General features: G+C 71.7%; 17 protein-coding genes. 9 read left to right on the top strand and 8 right to left on the bottom strand.

Annotation, left to right across the window (positions count from 1 at the left end; genetic code table 11):
* Nucleotides 1-73 precede the first annotated feature (73 nt).
* From trmB to QSK15_RS11455, 3 genes are all read left to right on the top strand, one after another.
* Nucleotides 74-781, top strand: coding sequence for a tRNA (guanosine(46)-N7)-methyltransferase TrmB (gene trmB / locus QSK15_RS11465; RefSeq protein ID WP_377620799.1), 708 nt, complete (start codon nucleotides 74-76; stop codon nucleotides 779-781).
* A gap of 102 nt (nucleotides 782-883) precedes the next feature.
* Nucleotides 884-3,397 carry a DEAD/DEAH box helicase gene (locus QSK15_RS11460; RefSeq protein WP_285794146.1) on the top strand — a complete coding sequence of 838 codons (2,514 nt, stop codon included), beginning with the start codon at nucleotides 884-886 and terminating at the stop codon, nucleotides 3,395-3,397.
* A 155-nt stretch (nucleotides 3,398-3,552) separates the two neighbouring features.
* Entirely contained in the window at nucleotides 3,553-4,197 is a 645-nt protein-coding gene (locus QSK15_RS11455; RefSeq protein ID WP_285794145.1) for a hypothetical protein, read from the top strand.
* A 21-nt stretch (nucleotides 4,198-4,218) separates the two neighbouring features.
* Here the strand turns inward: QSK15_RS11455 and QSK15_RS11450 are convergent, their stop codons facing one another.
* On the bottom strand, nucleotides 4,219-4,341 hold the full coding sequence (locus tag QSK15_RS11450; RefSeq protein ID WP_285794144.1) for a hypothetical protein: 123 nt from the start codon (nucleotides 4,339-4,341) through the stop codon (nucleotides 4,219-4,221).
* 148 nt (nucleotides 4,342-4,489) lie between these two features.
* Here QSK15_RS11450 and QSK15_RS11445 point away from each other — a divergent pair, with 148 nt between their 5' ends.
* Complete coding sequence (locus tag QSK15_RS11445; RefSeq protein WP_285794143.1) at nucleotides 4,490-5,383, top strand: hypothetical protein; 894 nt, start codon at nucleotides 4,490-4,492, stop codon at nucleotides 5,381-5,383.
* A 129-nt stretch (nucleotides 5,384-5,512) separates the two neighbouring features.
* Here QSK15_RS11445 and QSK15_RS11440 read toward each other — a convergent pair whose 3' ends face one another.
* The 5 genes from QSK15_RS11440 to QSK15_RS11420 are packed head-to-tail and all read right to left on the bottom strand — an operon-like array spanning nucleotide 5,513 to nucleotide 11,604.
* Entirely contained in the window at nucleotides 5,513-6,460 is a 948-nt protein-coding gene (locus QSK15_RS11440; protein WP_285794142.1) for an ABC transporter substrate-binding protein, read from the bottom strand.
* On the bottom strand, nucleotides 6,460-7,311 hold the full coding sequence (locus QSK15_RS11435; RefSeq protein ID WP_285794141.1) for an ABC transporter ATP-binding protein: 852 nt from the start codon (nucleotides 7,309-7,311) through the stop codon (nucleotides 6,460-6,462). Before QSK15_RS11435 ends, QSK15_RS11440 begins: the two co-directional genes overlap by 1 nt.
* Before the next feature lie 19 nt (nucleotides 7,312-7,330).
* Nucleotides 7,331-8,557: a FecCD family ABC transporter permease gene (locus tag QSK15_RS11430; protein ID WP_285794140.1), complete on the bottom strand. Its 1,227-nt coding sequence runs from the start codon at nucleotides 8,555-8,557 to the stop codon at nucleotides 7,331-7,333.
* Nucleotides 8,554-9,600, bottom strand: coding sequence for a FecCD family ABC transporter permease (locus tag QSK15_RS11425; RefSeq protein WP_285794139.1), 1,047 nt, complete (start codon nucleotides 9,598-9,600; stop codon nucleotides 8,554-8,556). Before QSK15_RS11425 ends, QSK15_RS11430 begins: the two co-directional genes overlap by 4 nt.
* A 60-nt stretch (nucleotides 9,601-9,660) precedes the next feature.
* Nucleotides 9,661-11,604, bottom strand: a complete 1,944-nt coding sequence (locus tag QSK15_RS11420; protein WP_285794138.1) for a multicopper oxidase family protein — start codon at nucleotides 11,602-11,604, stop codon at nucleotides 9,661-9,663.
* A 118-nt stretch (nucleotides 11,605-11,722) separates the two neighbouring features.
* Here QSK15_RS11420 and QSK15_RS11415 point away from each other — a divergent pair, with 118 nt between their 5' ends.
* A complete protein-coding gene (locus tag QSK15_RS11415) occupies nucleotides 11,723-12,082 on the top strand; it encodes a YciI family protein (protein ID WP_285794137.1) in 360 nt (119 codons plus the stop codon).
* An 11-nt stretch (nucleotides 12,083-12,093) separates the two neighbouring features.
* Here QSK15_RS11415 and QSK15_RS11410 read toward each other — a convergent pair whose 3' ends face one another.
* The gene (locus QSK15_RS11410; protein WP_285794136.1) at nucleotides 12,094-12,486 is read right to left on the bottom strand and encodes a cytidine deaminase family protein; all 393 of its coding nucleotides are present in this window, start codon (nucleotides 12,484-12,486) and stop codon (nucleotides 12,094-12,096) included.
* Nucleotides 12,487-12,640: 154 nt separating this feature from the next.
* Here QSK15_RS11410 and hrpA point away from each other — a divergent pair, with 154 nt between their 5' ends.
* The gene (gene hrpA, locus QSK15_RS11405; RefSeq protein ID WP_285794135.1) at nucleotides 12,641-16,705 is read left to right on the top strand and encodes an ATP-dependent RNA helicase HrpA; all 4,065 of its coding nucleotides are present in this window, start codon (nucleotides 12,641-12,643) and stop codon (nucleotides 16,703-16,705) included.
* Between the two features lie 6 nt (nucleotides 16,706-16,711).
* On the opposite strand, the gene QSK15_RS11400 is transcribed toward hrpA, so the two are convergent.
* Nucleotides 16,712-17,641: a LysR family transcriptional regulator gene (locus QSK15_RS11400; protein WP_285794134.1), complete on the bottom strand. Its 930-nt coding sequence runs from the start codon at nucleotides 17,639-17,641 to the stop codon at nucleotides 16,712-16,714.
* A 35-nt stretch (nucleotides 17,642-17,676) separates the two neighbouring features.
* Between QSK15_RS11400 and QSK15_RS11395 the strand changes: the two genes are divergently transcribed.
* The 3 genes from QSK15_RS11395 to QSK15_RS11385 are packed head-to-tail and all read left to right on the top strand — an operon-like array spanning nucleotide 17,677 to nucleotide 21,108.
* Nucleotides 17,677-18,408, top strand: a complete 732-nt coding sequence (locus QSK15_RS11395) for a succinate dehydrogenase cytochrome b subunit (protein WP_285794133.1) — start codon at nucleotides 17,677-17,679, stop codon at nucleotides 18,406-18,408.
* A 1-nt stretch (nucleotide 18,409) separates the two neighbouring features.
* A complete protein-coding gene (locus QSK15_RS11390; RefSeq protein WP_285794132.1) occupies nucleotides 18,410-20,347 on the top strand; it encodes a fumarate reductase/succinate dehydrogenase flavoprotein subunit in 1,938 nt (645 codons plus the stop codon).
* Complete coding sequence (locus QSK15_RS11385) at nucleotides 20,344-21,108, top strand: succinate dehydrogenase/fumarate reductase iron-sulfur subunit (protein ID WP_285794131.1); 765 nt, start codon at nucleotides 20,344-20,346, stop codon at nucleotides 21,106-21,108. Before QSK15_RS11390 ends, QSK15_RS11385 begins: the two co-directional genes overlap by 4 nt.

Here is a 21,108-nt window from a genome sequence, read left to right as displayed (position 1 = left end):
CTGTTGGATCCTCTCATTTCCGGTCGCACATCACATCCGATCCGCTGGCGGCGTCGCGTAGGCTCGGGACGCTGTGACCGCCACCGACCATTCTCCCGCCGTCCCGCCCGCGAGCCGGACGATCCGCACGTTCCACCCCCGACGGGGTCGGATGAGCGACCGGCAGACCGACGCGCTGAGCCGGCTCTGGCCCGCGTACGGCCTGGATGTGCCGGACGGACCTGTGGTGCCCGTCGACCTGGCCGCCCTGTTCGGTCGCCGGGCGCCCGTGGTGCTGGAGATCGGTTCGGGCATGGGCGACGCCACCGCCGCGATGGCTGCCGCCGACCCGGATCGAGATTATCTGGCGGTCGAGGTGCACACGCCGGGAATCGCCAACCTCCTCGACCTGGTGCAGCGCGGTGGCCTGCGCAACGTACGGGTGGCGCAGGGCGACGCGTTGTCCCTGGTCAGCGGCTTGCCCGAGGATGTGTTGGACGCCGTGCACGTCTTCTTCCCGGACCCGTGGCCGAAGTCCCGCCACCACAAGCGGCGGATCATCCAGCCGACGCACGTGGCGTTGCTGCGCTCCCGGCTGCGCCCCGGCGGCGTGTTGCACTGCGCGACGGACTGGGCCGAGTACGCCGAGGCGATGCGGGCAACGCTGGACGCCGACCCGGAGCTGGTGGACGCGTACGGTGGCTTCGCGCCGCGTCCCGCGCACCGCCCGGTGACGAAGTTCGAGCGGCGGGCGATCACCGCCGGTCGCCCGGTCGCCGACCTGCTGTACCGCCGGCGGTGACCGACGAAACGCCCTGACCGCAATGCGGCGGGGCGTCCGGGCGGGGTCCGGTGCGGGCCCGGTTGGCGTCTCGGGGCATGATCCAGGCACCATGGACAGGCTATGACGCTCACCGCCGCGCTGCCGACAAGCGCCGACCCCGACACCCTCTTCGACGCGTTCGCCGGCTGGGCGAAGGAGCGCGGCCTCGACCTCTACCCCCATCAGGAGGAGGCGGTCATCGAGATCGTCTCCGGCGCCAACCTGATCATGAACACGCCCACCGGCTCGGGCAAGAGCCTGGTGGCGATCGCGGCGCACTTCGCGGCCCTCGCCGACAGCCGGACGACCTTCTACACCGCGCCGATCAAGGCGTTGGTGTCGGAGAAGTTCTTCGCGCTCTGCGAGGTCTTCGGCGCCGAGAACGTCGGGATGCTCACCGGCGACGCCAGCGTCAACGCCGACGCCCCGATCATCTGCTGCACCGCGGAGATCCTGGCCAATCTGGCGCTGCGCGAGGGCGACCGGGCGGACGTCGGCCAGGTGATCATGGACGAGTTCCACTTCTACGCCGAGCCCGACCGGGGCTGGGCGTGGCAGGTGCCGATCATCGAGCTGCCGCAGGCCCAGTTCATCCTGATGTCCGCCACCCTGGGGGACACCACCCGCTTCGTCGACGACCTGACCCGGCGCACCGGGCGGCCCACGGCCGTCGTGCGCTCGGCCGAGCGGCCGGTCCCGCTCATCTTCTCGTACGCGATGACGCCGCTGCACGAGACACTTGAGGAGCTGCTGGAGACCAAGCAGGCCCCGGTGTACGTGGTGCACTTCACCCAGGCCGCCGCGCTGGAACGCGCTCAGGCGCTGACGAGCGTCAACGTCGCCACCCGCGCCGAGAAGGACATGATCGCCCAGGCGATCGGCAACTTCCGGTTCACCGCCGGCTTCGGCAAGACGCTCTCCCGGCTGGTCCGGCACGGCATCGGGGTGCACCACGCCGGCATGCTGCCCAAGTACCGCCGCCTGGTGGAGACCCTCGCCCAGGCCGGCCTGCTCAAGGTCATCTGCGGCACCGACACCCTCGGCGTCGGCATCAACGTGCCGATCCGCACCGTGCTGTTCACCGGCCTGTCGAAGTACGACGGGGTCCGCACCCGACTGCTCAAGAACCGGGAGTTCCACCAGATCGCCGGGCGGGCCGGCCGGGCCGGTTACGACACCATCGGCCGGGTCGTGGTGCAGGCCCCCGAGCACGTCATCGACAACGAGAAGGCCCTCGCCAAGGCCGGCGACGACCCGAAGAAGCGCCGCAAGGTCGTTCGCAAGAAGCCGCCGGAGGGTTCGATCGGCTGGGGTCAGCCCACCTTCGACCGACTTGTCGACGCCGAGCCGGAGCCGCTGACCTCCAGCTTCCAGGTCAGCCACTCGATGCTGCTCAACGTCATCGGCCGGCCCGGCGACGCGTTCGCCGCGATGCGGCACCTGCTCACCGACAACCACGAGGAGCCGGCCGCACAGCGCCGGCACATCCGCCGGGCGATCGCCATCTACCGGGCGCTGCGGGCCGGCGGGGTCGTCGAGGAGCTGCCCGAACCGGACGAGACCGGCCGGCGGATCCGGCTCACCGTCGACCTCCAGCTCGACTTCGCCCTCAACCAGCCGCTCTCCCCCCTCGCCCTGGCCACCATCGAACTGCTCGACGCCGAGTCCCCGTCGTATCCGCTCGACGTGCTGAGCGTGATCGAGTCGATCCTCGACGACCCCCGGCAGATCCTCTCCGCACAGCAGTTCAAGGCGCGCGGCGAGGCGGTCGCCGCGATGAAGGCGGAGGGCATCGAGTACGAGGCGCGCCTCGAACTGCTCGAGGACGTGACCCACCCGAAGCCCCTCGCGGAGCTGCTGGAGGCCGCGTACGAGATGTACCGGCAGGGGCATCCGTGGGTCGCCGACCACCAGCTCTCCCCGAAGGCCGTGGTCCGCGACATGTACGAGCGGGCGATGACCTTCACCGAGTACGTGCAGTTCTACGGGCTGACCCGCTCGGAGGGCCTGGTTCTGCGCTACCTGGCCGACGCGTACAAGACGCTGCGCCAGACCGTGCCCGAGGACGCCAAGACCGAGGAGCTGATCGACCTCATCGAGTGGTTGGGCGAGCTGGTCCGCCAGGTCGACTCCAGCCTGATCGACGAGTGGGAGCGGCTACGCAACCCGTCCGACGTGGCCGAGGTGGCACAGGCGCACGCGGCCCTGACCGACCGGCCACCGGCGGTGACCCGCAACGCGCGGGCGTTCCGGGTGCTGGTGCGCAACGCGCTGTTCCGCCGCGTCGAGCTGGCCGCCCTGCGCCGCTGGGACCTGCTCGCCGAGTTGGACGCCGAGGACGGCTGGGACTACGACGCGTGGGCCGACGCCCTCGGGCCGTACTTCGAGGCGTACGACTCGATCGGGGTTGGGCCGGACGCGCGCGGCCCGGCGCTACTCATGATCGAGCAGGGCCGGGAGCGGTGGACCGTACGGCAGATCTTCGATGACCCGGACGGTGACCACGACTGGGGCATCAGCGCCGAGATCGACCTGGCCGCCTCGGACGAGATCGGTGCCGCGGTCGTCCGGATCACCGACGTCGGCCAGCTCTAACCGGCGTCTCGGCAGGGGGTCGTCCGCACGCCGGACGGCCCCTTTGTCGCGTTTTCCGCACCCCTTCTTTCCCTGGGCGATGTCAGACCCGTCGATTAGAATGTATGTACTAATCGAGTTCCTGACCTGCAGGATTACGATCCGGGAGGACGCCCGTGACCGCGCCCGCCGCCACGCCCCTCACCCCCTACGCAACGCTGCTCGGCTTCACCCGCTACGTCGACCGCACCGGCCCCACCAAGGCGACCTTCGTGGGAGGTCTGCGTAAGCAGCGAGCCAGCCGGTCCGGCTTCAACCCGCACGGGCAGTTCGTCAAGGCGCTCAAGGCCGACATCGCCTTCCACACCGGCGGCACCCACCTGACCGGGGTGGTCGACGTGGTCAAGCCTCGCTGGCGCCCGCTCTACCAGGCGCTCGTTCCCGGCGCCACGGCCTGGCTGCACTCCCTCGGCGAGCCGGCCGCCGTCGACCTCGCCCAGACCCGCGACGCCCTGGCCATGCTGGGCGACCTACCCGTCAAGATCAACCCCCATTTCGGGGTACGCCACGCCGACGGCCGCGCCGAAGCGGTCCGCCTGCACTTCGACGAGACCCCGCCGAGCGAGGAGTCGGTGCTGGCCACCCTGCACCTGATGGCCCGACACATGGACGCGGTGCTCCCGCACGCCGAGCCGGTTCTGGTGGATGTCCGCCGTGGCCAGGCCCACCGCATGCCCACCGACGCCAAGCCCGAGCAGATCGAACGCTGGCTGGCCGGCGAAGCCGCCGCCTTCCGCGCCATCTGGTCCACCGCCGCCTAACCCACCCCCACCCCTCACCCCTCACCCCACCCCACCCCACCCCGCCGCCGTCACCGCCGTCACCGTCACCGTCACCGCCGTCACCGTCACCGCCGCCGCCGCCGTCGCCGCCGTCACCGCCGCCGCCGTCACCGCCGCCGTCAAGATCCGCGCAACTTCAGGGATGCTGCTGCCTCCCGCGATCGGGAGGCAGCAAGAACACTGAAGTTGCGCGGATCTTGGGCGCCCGGCCCCACGTGAGGGTTATCCACAGGGGCTGTCGGCGGGCGTGCCCGGTCGGCAGGGTGGCGTCATGCCTGCTTCTCCACGGCGTCCGGCAAGTTTGCAGGGGCGTGTTTTCCGCGGCTCCCGCGCCGTCGCGGACGGACTCATCACCCCCGCGGAACTGCGCAGCTCGGCGTGGCGGCCCCTCTTCCGCGACGTCTACGCAGATGCCCGACTGGAGGTCACGCACCGCGTTCGTTGTGCCGCTGCGGCACAACTGGTGCTACCCCCGGGTGTGGTGATCGCCGGGCGCAGCGCGGCAGCGCTCTACGGCGCAGCGTCGGTCGCCGGCAACGAGCCGGTCGATGTCCTCGTGCCCAGCGGCCAGCGGTTCGGACCGGTGTCGGGGCTCGCCGTGCACGTTGGCACGATCGACGAAACTGCCGTCACGCTACGCCGGGGCATCCCGATGACCACGCCGACGCGTACCTGCTGGGATCTGGCCCAGTGGCTGCCGACGGAGGAGGCCGTCGCGATCGTGGATCGGCTCGCCCACAACCATCTGGTGGCACTCGCATCGCTGCGGGCAAACGCCCGGGCGCGGGTCGGCGACCGAGGGTGGAAGCGCATGGTGCGGGTGGCCGACCTGGCTGACGCGGGCGCGGAATCGGCACCGGAGTCCCGACTTCGCGTGCGGATCGTGCTCGCCGGGGTGCCGACGCCGGTCACCCAGTTCGTGGTCGAGCGCGAGGGGAGATTCGTGGCCCGCCTGGACCTGGCGTGGCCACACCTCAAGGTCGCCGTCGAGTACGACGGACTGTGGCACGACGATCCCGAGCAGTTTCACCGCGATCGACGTCGCCTCAACCGCCTGCTCGGTGACAACTGGATCGTGCTGCACGTGACCGCGAAACGATTCCGGGAGGACTTCGACGGCTTCCTCGACGAACTCCGTCAAGCCCTCAACTCCCGATCCCGCTGACCCCCAACCCCGGCCCCCGACCCCAAGATCCGAACAACTTCAGGGTTACTGCTGCTTCAGCGGCTTGCGAGGCAGCAGTTTCCCCTAGTTGCTCGGATCTTGGGGTTCGTTCGCGGCGGACCCGGTGGGTCAGGCGGCGGGGAGGTACTTGGCCAGGTCGTCGAGGATCTTGTTGGCGGCACCGACGCCGATGCCGGTCATCCAGACCTCGTCGGAGACGGGATACGCCTTGCCGGCCTTGACGGCGCCCAGGCCCTTCCAGAGGGTCCCACCGGCCACCTTGCTCTGCTCGGCGGCGGCCTTGTCGCCGTACGCGGTCACGAAGATGACGTCGCCGTCGACCTCGTTGATCCGCTCAGGGCTGACCAGGTCGAAGCGCTTGTCCTCCTTGTTGGCGAGCAACTGCCGCTCGGGGCGGCCGAGGCCGGTGTCGCCGATGACGATGCCGGAGAACGAGTCCGGGCCGTACACCCGGATGTTGCCCGGGATGAACCGCACGATCGACACCTTCCGCGCGGCGGGGTCGCCGAGGGTGGCACCGAAGTCCTTGGCCCGCTTCTCGTACGCGCCGAGCAGGTCCTTGGCCTGCTGCTCGCGGCCGAGCGCCTTGCCGTCGAGGAGGAAGTTCTCCTTCCAGGTGATGCCCACCTTGTCGGTGAACACGGTCGGCGCGATGGCGGCCAGTTCGTCGTAGAACTTCTCCTGGCGGAACTTGCTGCCCAGGATGAGGTCGGGCTTCAGCGCGTTGATCGCCTCCAGGTCGGGCTCGGTGAGCACCCCGACCTCCTTGATGCCGGCGAGCTTGTCCGCGCCGAAGTAGGTCGGCCAGCTCTTGGCCTCACCGGCGGTGGCGGCACCGACGGGCGTGATGCCCAGCGAGAGCGCCGTGTCGATCTTGTCGGTGTCGAGCACGACCACCCGCTTGGGCTCCGCCGGGACCTTGGTGGTGCCCATGGCGTGGGTGATCTCCCGGGTCTCCCCGGTGGTGGTGCCGGCGACCGGGTCGCTCTCACCGCAGGCGGTGAGTCCGACGCCGAGGGCGGCGGCCGCGGCGAGAGCGGCGACGAGACGACGCATCAGAGTCCTTTCGAGGGGTACGAGCCGGCGAGCGGGATCGCTGCGTCGGCGGGGGTGACCGGGCTGGCGGAGTTGCCGCCGGTGTACGCGGGCACCACCAGGGGTGCGCCGGTCACCGGGCAGGGCACGACCACGCAGGCCAGCCCGAAGACGTCGCGGACCAGGTCGGCGGTGAGGATCTCCCGGGGCGGTCCGGCGGCCACCACGGCGCCGGCGCGCATCGCGACCAGGTGGTCGGCGTAGCGGGCGGCCTGGTTCAGGTCGTGCAGCACGGCGACCACGGTGCGGCCCCGCTCGGCGCGCAGCCGGTGCAGCAGGTCCAGCACCTCCACCTGGTGGGCCAGGTCGAGGAAGGTGGTCGGCTCGTCCAGCAGCAGGGCGTCGGTGTCCTGGGCGAGGGTCATCGCGATCCACACCCGTTGCCGCTGCCCGCCGGAGAGGCTGTCCACCGGTCGGTCGGCCAGGTCGGTCACGTCGGCGAGGGCCATCGCCTGGTCCACCGCCGCGCCGTCCTCCGACGACCACTGCCGCCACCACCGCTGGTAGGGCTGCCTGCCCCGTCCGACCAGGTCCGCCACGGTGACGCCCTCGGGCACCAGCGGGCTCTGCGGCAGGACGCCGAGGCGGCGGGCGACCTCCCGGGTCGGCAGGTCGCGGATCGCGGTGCCTTCCAGCAGCACCGTGCCCCGGCGGGGGGTGAGCAGCCGGGCCATCGTGCGCAGCAGGGTGGACTTGCCGCACGCGTTGGGGCCGACGATGACGGTGAACGCGTCGGTCGGCAGGTCCAGGTCGAGCCCGTCGAGCACGGTCCGGTCGTCGTAGCCGGCGACCAGGTCGCGGGTAGAGAGCATCACACGACTCCTCGAGGCGTCACGACGACCGCCGCCGACCACGCAGCAGCAGGAAGATCAGGTACGGGCCACCGATCGCGGCGGTCAGCACCCCGGCGGGTAGTTGGGTGGGTGCGAACAGCCGCCGGCCGGCCAGGTCGGCCAGCACCAGCAGGAGCGCGCCGAGCAGGGCCGCGCAGACCAGCGGCGGCCGCTCGGCGCGGACCAGCCGACGGGCCACCTGCGGGGCGACCAGCGCCACGAAGTCCACGGCCCCGACCTGGGCGGTGACCATCGCGGCGACGAGCACACCGGTGCCGGCGAGGCCGATCCGGCGGGCCACCGGGCGCAGCCCGACGCCCCGGGCGGTGTCGTCGTCGAGGGCGGTGCTGTTCAGCGCCCAGCCGGCCCAGGCGAGCACCGGCAGCAGCACCAGCAGGGTGCCGGCGATCCAGGCGGCCTCGGTCCAGCCCTTGCCGGCCAGGGTGCCGATCAGCCAGATCTGCGCGCGCAGCCCGTCGATCGGGTCGGCGGTGAGCATGACCACCTCGGTGAGCGCCCGGAAGCCGAACGCGACCGCCACACCGGCGAGCACGAACCGCTGTGCCGCCAGCCCGTGCCGGGCACCGAGGGCGAACAGCAGCGCCGCCGCGAGCAGCCCACCCACCAGCGCGGTGGGTGCCACCAGCACGGCGGCCATTCCGCTGGTCAGGGCCACGGTGGCGGCGAGACCGGCACCCTGGGTGATGCCGATGACGTCCGGGCTGGCGAGCGGGTTACGGGCCACACTCTGGATCAGCGTGCCGGCCACGCCGAAGGCGGCGCCGGCCACGGCGGCCAGCACGACGCGCGGCAGCCGAAGGTCGAAGACCACGAGGTCGTACGGGGTGCCGGCCCCGGAGAGGGCACGCAGCACGTCGGCAGGGGCGACGTACGGGGTGCCCAGCGAGAGGCTGAGCACGACGGCCAGCAGGAGCAGCACGGTCAGCACGGCGGCCACCAGGACCGCGCGACGGCGGATCAGCAGGCTGACCGGGCCGACCCGCAGCAGCGACCGCCCGGGCAGCCCGCCCCGATCACGGCCGGGCGAGGCGGCCCGATCACGGCCGGTCGAGGCGCCAGCGGTCGCGGTCGGCTGCCCGGGAGGCTGGGCCGGACCGGCGGAACCGGCAGCGCCCGACACGGACGAGTCTGCGGTCGGCAGCGCGGTGGGCCGGGCCGGGCCGGGTGTGCCGGACGAGCCGGGGGGACGGCCGGTGGTGGTCACGCGGTCACCACCCGGGCGCGGCGGACCAGCACGGCCAGCAGTGGCGCACCGATCAGCGCGGTGACGATCCCGGCCGGGATCTCGCCGGGTGGGGCGACGAGCCGACCGATGATGTCGGCGGCGAGCAGCAGCGCCGGCCCGAGCAGGGCCGAGACGGCCAGGGTCCAGCGGTGGTCCGCGCCGACCAGGGCGCGTGCCAGGTGCGGCACGGCCAGCCCGACGAACGCGACCGGGCCGGCAGCGGCCACCGCCGCACCGGTCAGCAGCACGGCGGCGAGGCCACCGCCGAGGCGGACCAGGCCGATCCGGTGGCCGAGTCCACGGGCCACGTCGTCGCCGAGGGCGAGCGCGTCCAGACCGCGGGCCACCAGGGCGGCCAGGACCAACCCGACGAGGACGAACGGCAGCACCTGCGCGGCGACCGACAGGTCCCGGCCGGCCAGCCCGCCGACCACCCAGAAGCGGTACTCCTCGAAGGTGCGGGCGTCGATGCTGAGCAGTGCGTACACCCCGGAGGCCAGGCTGGCGTCGAGCGCCGCGCCGACCAGCGCGAGGGTGACCGGGCTGGCGCCCTCGCGGGCGCGGGTGGCGATGGCGAAGACCAACAGCCCGGCGATCAGGGCTCCGCCGATGCCGAACCAGACGTACCCGGCGAGCGTGCCGACGCCGAAGACGGAGATCGCCAGGACCACCCCGAACGACGCGCCCGCGCTGATGCCCAGGATGCGCGGCTCGGCGAGGGGGTTGCGGGTGAGCGCCTGGAACAGCACCCCCGCCACGGCGAGCGCGAGCCCGACGGCGAGACCGAGCGCGGTCCGTGGCATCCGCAGCTCACGGACGATGGTGCTGGCGTCGCCGCCGTCGGGTGCGACGAGCGCGTGCCAGACCGCGTCGACGCCGAGCTGTCGGCTGCCGAGCGCGAAGCTGGCCAGCACGGTGAGCAGCAGCACCACCGCGGCCCCGACGGTGACGGCCACCCTGCGGCCGGTGCGGGTGCCGGACCGGTTGCGGGCCAGGGTCGGCCGGGCGGCGAGGGTGGTCACGAGTCTCCTGCATGTTCGGGCTTAGGTTCGCCTAACCTTAGCCGAGCTGCAGAAAGAGGCCTAACTGGCGTCTGTCGATGCCGTCCCGGCACCCTCCGCGCCACCGTCCCCGGCCGCCGCGCCACCGCGCGGCAGCACGTTCAGCGGTCGCATCATCTCGCTGTCCTCGTGCTCCAGGAGGTGGCAGTGCCAGGCGTACCGGCCCGGCAGGTCGAAGTGCGCCTTGATCCGGGTCACCTCCCACGGGTACGCGAGCACCGTGTCCATCCGCCCCCGGTCCGCCGGGCCGGGCCGCGACCGACCCGAGTGTCCCCGTCCGAGCAGCTCGAACTGGACCTGGTGCAGGTGGACCGGGTGCACGTGCCGGGTGAAGTTGCGCACCTCCCAGACCTCGGTGTCGCCGAGGGTGGGCTGTTCGGTCACCGGATCACTCCAGCGCAACGGCACACCCCGGCCGCGCTCGTCGAGGACGCCGAGCAGCATCACCGTCGACCCGCCGGACCCGCGCTCGTTGAGCGACAGCCGGCGTACCCGCTGGGCCGCTCCGAGCCGAGGGTGCGCCGGCAGCCGTAGCCGCTCCGGCGGGACGCTGGGGTCCGCGCCGGCGGCGTCGGTGACCACGAACCGCAGCACCTGCCCGGTGGTCTGCGGGTCGGCCGGCGGGAAGTCCACCCCGGGGCGACCGCCGCCGTACATCCCGTCCGGCCCTTCGTTCACGAGGTACAGCTCGGTGCCGGCCGGAACGTCGGTGAAGTCGACGATCGCGTCGACCCGCTGGGCCGGGCCGAGTGACACGCGTTCGTGTGCCACCGGTTCCGGCAGAAAGCCGCCGTCGCTGCCGATCTGCCAGACCGGCAGCACCGGCCGGGCCGGCCGGGCGCTGGCGTGCGCGGCCACGCTGAGCAGCAGGAAACGGCTGTTGCAGCCGTTGAGCAGCCGGAACCGGTAGCGCCGGCGCTGCACGGTCAGCGTGGGCCAGGTGCGGCCGTTGACCACGATGGTGGAGCCGGAGAACCCGGGCACAGCCACCGGCGGCCCGTCGCCGCCGGCGGAGTACCGCTTCGGGTAGCGCAGCTCACCGTCGGCGGTGAAGCTGCGGTCCTGGATCAGCAGCGGGATGTCGTGGTACGAGGCGTTCGGCGGGTCGGCGCGGGTCGGCGCCGGACCGGGCAGCGCTCCCTCCGGCAGATCGTCCCCGCCGAGCAGGTAGAACCCGGCGGGCCCGGCGTAGACGTTCTCCCGGGTGAGCCCGAGCGTGTGGTCGTGGTACCAGAGGGTGCACGACCGCTGGTCGTTCGCGTACTCGAAGGTGGCCGAACCCGGCGCCCAGCGCAGGCCGGAGCGCTCGGCGAACCGGGACCGGAACTCGCGGTACGCGCTGCCGGACACGGCGAAGCCCGGCGGCAGGTCGCGGGCCACCGGCAGGTACCACGCCTCGGCGTGCCCGTCGCTCTCCTGGGAGCTGTGCGCGCCGTGCAGATGCACCACCTGCGGCACCGGACCGCGATACCCCTGCGGGCTGCCGTCCCACCGCCCGTGACGGTCCCGGTGTTCGACGCCACCGGCCGGGTTGGCCCAGTGCAGGGTGGGGTCCACCGGCAGCAGGTGCGGCAGGTAGTCGCCCCGGTGGTCGACGAGCTGGTTGACCCAGGTCACCCGCACCGGTCGGCCGACCCGGGCCATGATGGTGGGCGCCGGATAGCCGAAGCTGCCCGGGTGGGCGGTGGAGCCGTAGCCCCACACCGTGGTGCGCGGCCACGAGGGCGGCAGGATCTGCTGGCGGAACTGTCGCACCGCGATCTCGTAGGTGTCGCGCTCGGGATCGGTCGCCACCGCCGGCATCGCCGGGGGGATCCGCAGCGGCGTGACGTACTTCGGGATGTCCCGGGCGTCCAGCGACGCTGCCGCGGCGAGCGCCCGGCCCGATGCCGCCCAGCGTGTCGGGATCAGCGCCGCCGCGCCGCCGGTGGCACCGGCCGTGAGCAGCCCACGTCTGGTGACCATGCCGCACCTCCCAATCGCCGCGAACCTCGATATGAGAATGAGATTCGCGGACGACCACACGACGGACAGATGACCGATGACACCCAGAAGAGGGACATTCGCCTCATAGGGTGGGGACATGCGATTCGACCAGCACACGGTCGTCCTGCTGAGCCGACCGTCGGATCCGCCGGAGCTGCCGCAGGACGCCATCGACCGCCTGCAGGACGCCCACCTGGCGCATCAGGCGGGCCTCGTGCAGCAGGGGCTGGTGCTCGCGGCCGGGCCGTTCCTGCACCCCGACGACGAGCGGTTACGGGGTTTCGTGGTGCTGTCCATCGCCCCGGACGAAGCCCGCGCGCTCTTCGCCAACGACCCGGCCGTGCGGGCCGGTCGCCTGCTCGCGCGGGTGACCACCTGGCTGCTCCCGGAGGGCAACGTGCGCTTCGAGGGCGTGCCGGTGCCGCAGTCGATGCTGGAGGCCGCCGCCGGAGACTGACGCGCGCCCGGTCAGTCGGCCGAGTCGCTGGCGGTCTCCGCCGGCAGCTCCCCGAGCGGGACCACCTGCGGGGCGTCCATCGGGCCGACGATCACCCGCAGGTCCGGGAAGTGGTCGGCCAGCACCTGCCGGCACCGGGCACAGGGCGCGACGACCTCGCGACCGCGGTCGGCGACCGTGACGATCGTCTCCAACGCGGTGACGCCCTGCGTCGCGGCCGTGCCGATCACGACCAGCTCGGCGCAGACCCCTCCGCTGGCGTGCTGGATGTTCACGCCCGTGAAGACCCGCCCGTCCACGGTCCGGGCCGCCGACGCGACAGTGTGGCGCTGGCTGCGGCACCGCAGCTTGGCGACCGCGGTGGCGGCCTGCACCAACGCGCGGTCGGTGTCGCGCATCTCCATTCCGGCTCCCCCAGCGCTCGACGTCGGCCGCCAACTCTAGGTCCCGCTCATGGCCGTCGCGGGACCGGAGGTCCCGGTGGATGGCAGTCGAGGAGCGGGCCGCTCGATAACCCGGGAGCGGCGCGCCGCCGGGCTGCCTATCCTTGGGCACGACATGCAGAATCCAACCGCCTCCGCCGCGACCGACCCGGCTCGCGAGCTGCACCGCCGCCTCACCCCTCTGATGTTCCGCGACCAGCGCCGGCTCCAGCGGCGGCTGGACGGTGCCCGCAAGCTGCGCGACCCGCAGCGCCGGGAGGCGGCGTTGACCGAGATCACCGCCGACCTGGTGCGGGCCGAGCAGCGGCTCGCCGCCCGCCAGGCGGCGGTGCCCGTGATCACGTACCCGGCGGGTCTGCCGGTCAGTGAGCGCAAGGACGACATCGCCGCGGCCATCCGCGACCACCAGGTGGTGATCGTGGCGGGCGAGACCGGCTCCGGCAAGACCACCCAGATCCCCAAGATCTGCCTGGAGCTGGGGCGCGGCGTGCACGGCCTGATCGGGCACACCCAGCCCCGGCGGTTGGCCGCCCGCACCGTGGCCGACCGGATCGCCGACGAGTTGGGCACCGAGCTGGGCGATGTGGTCGGCTACAAGGTGCGCTTCACCGACCAGGTCAGCGAGCGCAGCCTGGTGAAGCTGATGACCGACGGCATCCTGCTGGCCGAGTTGCAGACCGACCGGATGCTGCGCCAGTACGACACGCTGATCATCGACGAGGCGCACGAGCGCAGCCTCAACATCGACTTCATCCTCGGGTACCTGCGGGAGCTGCTGCCCCGCCGACCCGACCTCAAGGTGATCATCACCTCGGCGACCATCGAAACCGACCGGTTCGCCCGACACTTCGCCGGGCCACCCACCGCCGACGAGCCCGACGGGGTGCCCGCGCCGGTGGTCGAGGTGTCCGGGCGTACCTACCCGGTGGAGGTGCGTTACCGGCCCCTTGTCGAGTTCGCCGAGGGCGAGGACGACGGCGACGCCGACGAGGAGAACGTCCGCGACCAGATCCAGGCGATCGGCGACGCCGTCGAGGAACTGGCCGCCGAGGGCCCCGGCGACATCCTGGTCTTCCTCAGCGGCGAGCGGGAGATCCGGGACACCGCCGACGCGCTGGGCAAGCTGGTGCAGAAGAAGCGCTCGCTGCTCGGCACCGAGATCCTGCCGCTGTACGCGCGGCTCTCCGCCGCCGAGCAGCACCGCGTCTTCGCGGCGCACAGCGGACGGCGCGTGGTGCTCGCCACCAACGTCGCGGAGACCTCGCTGACCGTGCCCGGCATCAAGTACGTGGTGGACCCGGGCACCGCCCGCATCTCCCGCTACTCCAGCCGGCTCAAGGTGCAACGGCTGCCCATCGAGCCGATCTCCCAGGCGTCGGCCAACCAGCGCAAGGGCCGGTGCGGCCGTACGTCGGACGGCATCTGCATCCGCCTCTACGACGAGCAGGACTTCGCGTCCCGACCCGAGTTCACCGACCCGGAGATCCTGCGCACCAACCTGGCGTCGGTCATTCTCCAGATGACAGCGATCGGGCTCGGCGACCTCGCCGCGTTCCCGTTCATCGACCCGCCGGACAAGCGCAACATCACCGACGGTGTCAGCCTGCTGCACGAGTTGGGCGCGTTGGACCCGACCGAGGCCGATCCGGCGAAGCGGCTAACCGCGCTCGGCCGGCGGCTGGCCCAACTGCCGGTCGACCCGCGACTGGCCCGGATGGTGGTCGAGGGCGAGCGCAACGGCTGCGCCACCGAGGTGCTGGTGATCGCCGCCGCGCTCTCCATCCAGGACCCGCGGGAGCGGCCGGCGGAGAAGCAGGCCCAGGCCGACCAGGCGCACGCCCGGTTCGCCGACAAGGAGTCGGACTTCGTCGCCTACCTCAACCTGTGGCGTTACCTGCGCGAGCAACAGCGCGAGCTGTCCTCCAGCGCGTTCCGCCGGATGTGCAAGGCGGAGTACCTGAACTACCTGCGGATCCGCGAGTGGCAGGACATCGTCAGCCAACTGCGCCAGGTGCTGCGTACCCCGGCCGAGAACGACCGGCGCGGTGGGCGGCCGGCGCGCGACACCCCGGCCGACGCGGACGCCGGCCGGGCACGCCGTGGTGGCGCGGACCTGCCGGAGGAGATCGACACCCCGAAGGTGCACCAGTCGCTGCTGCCCGGCCTGCTGTCGCACATCGGCCTCAAGGACGCCCAGAAACACGAGTACCTGGGCGCGCGGGGGGCGAAGTTCGGGATCTTCCCCGGATCGGCGTTGTTCAAGAAGCCGCCGCGCTGGGTGATGGCCGCCGAGCTGGTGGAGACGTCCCGGCTGTGGGGCCGCATCGCCGGCCGGGTCGAGCCGGAGTGGGTCGAACCCCTCGCCCAGCACCTGGTCAAGCGCAGCTACAGCGAACCGCACTGGGAGAAGAAGCAGGCCGCGGTGATGGCCTACGAGAAGGTCACCCTGTACGGGGTTCCGCTGGTCAGCTCCCGCAAGGTCAACTTCGGTCGGATCGACCCGGCGCTGAGCCGGGAGCTGTTCATCAGGCACGCCCTGGTCGAGGGTGACTGGCAGACCCACCACCAGTTCTGGGCGGACAACAAACGGCTGCTCGCCGAGATCGAGGAGCTGGAGAGCCGGGCCCGACGCCGGGACATCCTGGTCGACGACGAGACCATCTTCGGCTTCTACGACCAGCGGATCCCGGCCGACGTCTCGTCCGGGCGGCACTTCGACTCGTGGTGGAAGAAGACCCGCCGCGAGCGTCCCGACCTGCTCACCTTCACCCGCGACCTGCTGATCAACGACGGCCGGGCGGGGGTGGCCGAGGACGACTACCCGGACGAGTGGCGGACCGACGGGGTGAGTCTCCCGCTGACGTACCGGTTCGAGCCGGGCACACCGGACGACGGCGTCACAGTGGACATCCCGTTGCCGCTGCTCAACCAGGTGCCGGCGGAGAGCTTCGACTGGCAGGTGCCGGGGCTGCGCGAGGAGACGGTGATCGCGCTGATCCGCTCGCTGCCGAAGGCGATCCGCCGCAACTTCGTCCCGGTGCCGGACTACGCCCGGGCCGCCCTGGCGGCGATCACGCCCGGCGAGGAGTCGCTGCTGGACGCGCTCACCCGGCAGCTGCGCCGGATGACCGGGGTGACAGTGCCCCGCGACGCCTGGGAGCCGGGCAAGCTCCCGGCGCACCTGCGGGTGACCTTCCGGGTGCTCGGCGACGACGAGAAGCCGGTCGCCGAGGGCAAGGACCTGCCGGCCCTGCAACGCCAACTCCGCCAGGAGGTACGCCAGGTGGTGGCGGCCGCCGCCCCGGAGGTGGCCCGCACGGGCCTGCGGGAGTGGAGCATCGGCACCCTGCCCCGGACCATCGAGCAGGTCCGCGCCGGCTACGCGGTCACCGCGTACCCGGCCCTGGTCGACGAGGGCGCGACGGTCGGGGTGAAGGTGTTCGACTCCCCCGCCGAGGCGGAGGCGGCGCACTGGGCCGGCACCCGCCGGCTGCTGCGGCTCACCGTGCCGTCCCCGGCGCGGTTCCTGCAGGGCCGGCTCGACAACGCGGCCAAGCTGGCGCTGAGCCGCAACCCGCACGGCGGCGTCCAGGAGCTGATCGAGGACGCGGCGGGCGCGGCCATCGACCGGCTGATCGACGCCGCCGGTGGGCCGGCGTGGGACGCCGAGGGCTTCGCCGCCCTGCGCGAGAAGGTCCGCGCCGACCTGGTCGACACCGTCGTCGAGGTGATGGACCGGGCCCGCAAGGTCCTCGCCGCCGCGTACGCCGTCGAGCAGCGCCTCGGTGCGACCCGCAACCTCGCCGTGGTGGCGGCGCTGGCCGACATCCGCAACCAGCTCGCCGGGCTGGTGCACGCCGGTTTCATCACCGAGACCGGGTACGCGCGCCTGCCCGACCTGCTGCGCTACCTCACCGCCATCGAACGGCGACTGGACCGCCTCGGCGGCAACCCACAACGGGACCGCCAACAGCAGGACCGGATCGCCGTGGTGCAGAAGGAGTACGCCGACCTGCTCGCCAACCTGCCGCCGGCCCGCCGCCAGGAGACGGCGGTCCGGCAGATCCGGTGGATGATCGAGGAACTGCGGGTGAACGTCTTCGCCCAGGCGCTGGGCACCCCGTACCCGGTCTCCGAGCAGCGGATCTACCGCGCCATGGACGACGCCGAGGGCCGCTGAGGCCGGTCAGAGCGGATCCACCCCGGGCGGGAGCCCGTCGCGGTCGATGGCCGACTGCACGTAGTCGAGCAGGATGCGGCGCAGCTCCCGGCCGGCGTGCGTCGGCACGACGTCGCGGCGGCGGGCCACCGCGATGGTCCGCGTCACGCCAGGGGCCGCCAGCGGCGTGATGCGCACCCCGGGTCGGCGGGCCAGCACGATGCCGGGCACGAGCGCGATGCCGAGCCCTGCCTCGACGAAGCTGAGCACCGCGTCCATTTCGCCGCCGTCCACCGCGAAGGTGGGTTCGAAGCCCGCCTCCCGGCAGGCCTGGATGGTCGCGTCGCGCAGGTCGTAGCCCTCCCGGAACATCACCATCGGCTGGTCCCGCAGGTCGGTGATGCGCAGTTCCCCGGTCGTCGACGCGGTCGCCACCTCTCCCACCGAGGCCACCACCAGGCTCTCGCGCAGGATCGGGTCGACCCGCAGCCCCGGGTCGGCCCCCTGCGCCGGCATGATGATCAGGGCCAGGTCGAGGTCGCCGCGGAGCAGGTCGCGGACCAGGTCCTGGGAGCCGCCCTCCTCGACCCGCAGGTCGACGGTGGGGTGCGCGTCGCGGAACCGGCGCAGCACCGGCGGGGCGAGCGAGGTGGCCAGGCTGGGGGTGGCCCCGAGCCGGACCCGGCCTCGGCGCAGCCCGACCAGCTCCTGGACCTCCCGGGTGGCGGTCTCCACGTCGGCGAGGATGCGGGTGGCCAATGGCAGCAGCACCTCGCCCGCCGCGGTGAGCGCGATGTTGCCCCTTACCCGCTCGAACAGGGGCGCACCGAGGTCGGCCTCCAGAGCGTGAATTTGCTTACTGAGAGAAGGCTGAGTGATGCCCACCAGGTCGGCGGCTTGGGTGAAATGTCGTACTTCGGCCACCGCGACGAAGTACCGGAGCTGATGGAGCTGCATCTACATAGCCTACGGCTATCAACGCTGCGAGTTTGATGCATTGGACGACTGATCGAAGTGCTCCTAGCGTCGGTCGTGTGGTAATCACGAAAACTCGGTCGCCCATCCGCTCGAACGTCGGTCTCAAGGCCGTCATGGCGGTGACGGGCATTGTGCTGGTGCTCTTCCTCATCGCCCACATGCTCGGGAACCTGAAGGTGTTCACGGGGGAAACCTCGTTCGACCACTACGCGCACTGGCTGCGCGACATCGGCAAGCCACTGCTGCCCGGCGTCTGGTTCCTGTGGATCCTGCGCACCGTGCTGGTGGTGGCCGTCGTCGCCCACATCGTGGCCGCCACCGTGCTGGCCCGTCGGGCCCGCGCCGCCCGCCCCGTCAAGTACGCCCACCGCAAGAAGGTCAACGGCAGCTACGCCGCGCGCACGATGCGCTGGGGCGGCGTGATCATCCTGCTCTTCGTGATCTACCACCTCCTGGACCTGACCACCGGCACGCTGAACCCGGTCGGCAACGAGAGCAAGCCGTACGGCAACGTCGTCGCCGACTTCGCGCCGGAGCGCTGGTACGTCACGCTCTTCTACACGCTCGCCATCGTCACGGTGGGCTTCCACCTGCGCCACGGTGCGTTCAGCGCGTTCCGCAGCCTCGGCCAGCAGACGCCGCGTGGCGAGCGTCGGGCCCGCGTCGCGGCGCTGGTCTTCGCCGTGCTGCTGTGCGCCGGGTACCTGGTGGTCCCGTTCGCCGTACTCACCGGATTGGTGTCCTGACATGGAACTCTTCACCGAGGGCGACCCGATCGCCGACACCAAGGCTCCCGCAGGCCCGGTCGAGAAGCGTTGGGAGACCCGGCGCTTCGAGGCCAAGCTGGTCAACCCCGCCAACCGTCGCAAGATGACGGTGATCGTGGTCGGCACCGGCCTGGCCGGCGGCTCGGCCGCGGCGACCCTGGCCGAGCAGGGTTACCACGTCAAGTCCTACTGCTACCAGGACAGCCCGCGCCGGGCGCACTCCATCGCGGCGCAGGGCGGCATCAACGCGGCGAAGAACTACCGCAACGACGGCGACTCCGTCCACCGGCTGTTCTACGACACCGTCAAGGGCGGCGACTTCCGCTCCCGCGAGTCGAACGTGCACCGGCTCGCCGAGGTCTCGGTCAACATCATCGACCAGTGCGTCGCCCAGGGGGTGCCGTTCGCCCGGGAATACGGCGGTCTGCTGGACACCCGCTCCTTCGGTGGCGCCCAGGTGCAGCGCACCTTCTACGCCCGGGGTCAGACAGGTCAGCAGCTGCTGCTCGGCGCGTACCAGGCCCTGGAGCGGCAGATCGGCCTGGGCAACGTGGAGATGAACGCCCGGCACGAGATGCTGGAGCTCGTCCTCGTCGACGGCAAGGCCCGGGGCATCGTCGTCCGGGACCTGGTCACCGGCGAGATCAGCACCGAGATGGCCGACGCGGTGGTGCTCGCCTCCGGCGGCTACGGCAACGTCTTCTACCTCTCCACCAACGCCAAGGGCTGCAACGTCACCGCCACCTGGCGGGCGCACCGCAAGGGCGCGTACTTCGCCAACCCCTGCTACACGCAGATCCACCCGACCTGCATCCCGGTCTCCGGCGATCACCAGTCGAAGCTGACCCTGATGAGCGAGTCGCTGCGCAACGACGGCCGGGTCTGGGTGCCGAAGACCAAGGGCGACGATCGCAACCCGAAGGACATCCCCGAGAACGAGCGGGACTACTACCTGGAGCGGATCTACCCCTCCTTCGGCAACCTGGTCCCCCGTGACATCGCCTCCCGAGCCGCCAAGAACGTCTGCGACGAGGGCCGTGGCGTCGGCCCGACCAAGCTCGGCGTCTACCTCGACTTCGCCGACGCGATCAACCGACTCGGCCGCAAGGCGATCGAGGCCAAGTACGGCAACCTCTTCGAGATGTACGAGCGGATCACCGGCGAGGACCCGTACGAGGTGCCGATGCGCATCTACCCCGCCGTGCACTACACGATGGGCGGCCTGTGGGTCGACTACGACCTCCAGTCGAACATCCCCGGCCTGTTCGTGATCGGTGAGGCGAACTTCTCCGACCACGGCGCGAACCGGCTCGGCGCCTCGGCGCTGATGCAGGGCCTCGCCGACGGCTACTTCGTGCTGCCCACCACGATCGCCAACTACCTGGCCTCCGGCCCCCTCGACAAGGTCGACGCCAGCCACCCGGCGGCGATCGAGGCCCGCAACGACGTCGAGGACCGCGTCCGGCGGCTGCTCGCCGTCAACGGCGACCGGACCGTGGACTCGTTCCACCGCGAGCTGGGCCAGATCATGTGGGAACACTGCGGCATGGAGCGCAGCGAGGCAGGCCTGCGCAAGGCGATCGGTGAGATCCGCTCGCTGCGCGAGGCGTTCTGGCAGCGGGTCAAGGTGTCCGGCACCGGCGAGGAACTCAACCAGTCGCTGGAGAAGGCCGGCCGGGTGGCCGACTTCTTCGAACTGGCCGAGCTGATGTGCATCGACGCCCTGCACCGCGAGGAGTCCTGCGGCGGCCACTTCCGGGCCGAGCACCAGACCCCCGACGGTGAGGCGCAGCGCGACGACGACCGGTTCGCGTACGTGGCGGCCTGGGAGTTCACCGCCGACGGTGAGCCCTCGGTGCTGCACAAGGAAGACCTGAAGTTCGAATACGTCCACCCCACGCAGCGGAGCTACAAGTGAACCTGACCCTGCGCATCTGGCGCCAGAAGGGCCCTGAGGACAAGGGTCGGATGGTGACCTACCCGGTCGACGACGTGTCCCCGGACATGTCGTTCCTGGAGATGCTCGACGTGCTCAACGAGCGGCTGATCCTCGCCGGCGAGGACCCGGTGGCGTTCGACCACGACTGCCGCGAGGGCATCTGCGGCATGTGCGGCCTGATGATCAACGGTGACGCGCACGGGCCGCAGCGCGGCACCACCGCGTGCCAGCTGCACATGCGGCAGTTCAAGGACGGCGAGACCATCGACATCGAGCCGTGGCGGGCCAGCGCCTTCCCGGTCGTCAAGGACCTGGTCGTCAACCGCAGCGCCTTCGACAGGATCATCGCGGCTGGCGGCTACGTCACCGCGCCGACCGGCAGCGCGCCCGAGGCCCACTCCACCCCGGTGGCCAAGGCCAACGCCGACGCCGCCTTCGAGTCGGCGGCCTGCATCGGCTGCGGCGCCTGCGTGGCGGCCTGCCCGAACGGCTCCGGCATGCTCTTCACCGCCGCCAAGCTCACCCAGCTCTCGCTGCTGCCGCAGGGCCAGCCCGAGCGCTACACCCGGGTGATCGGCATGGTCGACGCGCACGACGAGGCCGGCTTCGGTGGCTGCACCAACGCCGGCGAATGCACCCCGGCCTGCCCGAAGGGCATCCCGCTGAACACCATCGGCCGCCTCAACCGCGACTACCTCACGGCCACCGCGAAGGGCGCCAACAACACCCCCGGTTCCTGA

This window comes from Micromonospora sp. NBRC 107095 (assembly GCF_030269705.1).
In the GTDB taxonomy this organism is placed as follows: domain Bacteria; phylum Actinomycetota; class Actinomycetes; order Mycobacteriales; family Micromonosporaceae; genus Micromonospora; species Micromonospora parva.
Note: the sequence above shows the minus strand (reverse complement) of the source record. Positions and strands in the feature narration are given on the sequence as shown.

Excerpts from the sequence above, each read along its gene's own strand:
- QSK15_RS11420 (WP_285794138.1), bottom strand. The coding sequence starts at position 11,604 with ATGGTCACCAGACGTGGGCTGCTCACGGCCGGTGCCACCGGCGGCGCG.
- QSK15_RS11435 (WP_285794141.1), bottom strand. The coding sequence starts at position 7,311 with ATGCTCTCTACCCGCGACCTGGTCGCCGGCTACGACGACCGGACCGTG.
- hrpA (WP_285794135.1), top strand. The coding sequence starts at position 12,641 with ATGCAGAATCCAACCGCCTCCGCCGCGACCGACCCGGCTCGCGAGCTG.
- QSK15_RS11460 (WP_285794146.1), top strand. The coding sequence starts at position 884 with ATGACGCTCACCGCCGCGCTGCCGACAAGCGCCGACCCCGACACCCTC.
- QSK15_RS11390 (WP_285794132.1), top strand. The coding sequence starts at position 18,410 with ATGGAACTCTTCACCGAGGGCGACCCGATCGCCGACACCAAGGCTCCC.
- QSK15_RS11445 (WP_285794143.1), top strand. The coding sequence starts at position 4,490 with ATGCCTGCTTCTCCACGGCGTCCGGCAAGTTTGCAGGGGCGTGTTTTC.
- QSK15_RS11400 (WP_285794134.1), bottom strand. The coding sequence starts at position 17,641 with ATGCAGCTCCATCAGCTCCGGTACTTCGTCGCGGTGGCCGAAGTACGA.
- QSK15_RS11395 (WP_285794133.1), top strand. The coding sequence starts at position 17,677 with ATGCATTGGACGACTGATCGAAGTGCTCCTAGCGTCGGTCGTGTGGTA.
- QSK15_RS11440 (WP_285794142.1), bottom strand. The coding sequence starts at position 6,460 with ATGCGTCGTCTCGTCGCCGCTCTCGCCGCGGCCGCCGCCCTCGGCGTC.
- QSK15_RS11415 (WP_285794137.1), top strand. The coding sequence starts at position 11,723 with ATGCGATTCGACCAGCACACGGTCGTCCTGCTGAGCCGACCGTCGGAT.
- QSK15_RS11410 (WP_285794136.1), bottom strand. The coding sequence starts at position 12,486 with ATGGAGATGCGCGACACCGACCGCGCGTTGGTGCAGGCCGCCACCGCG.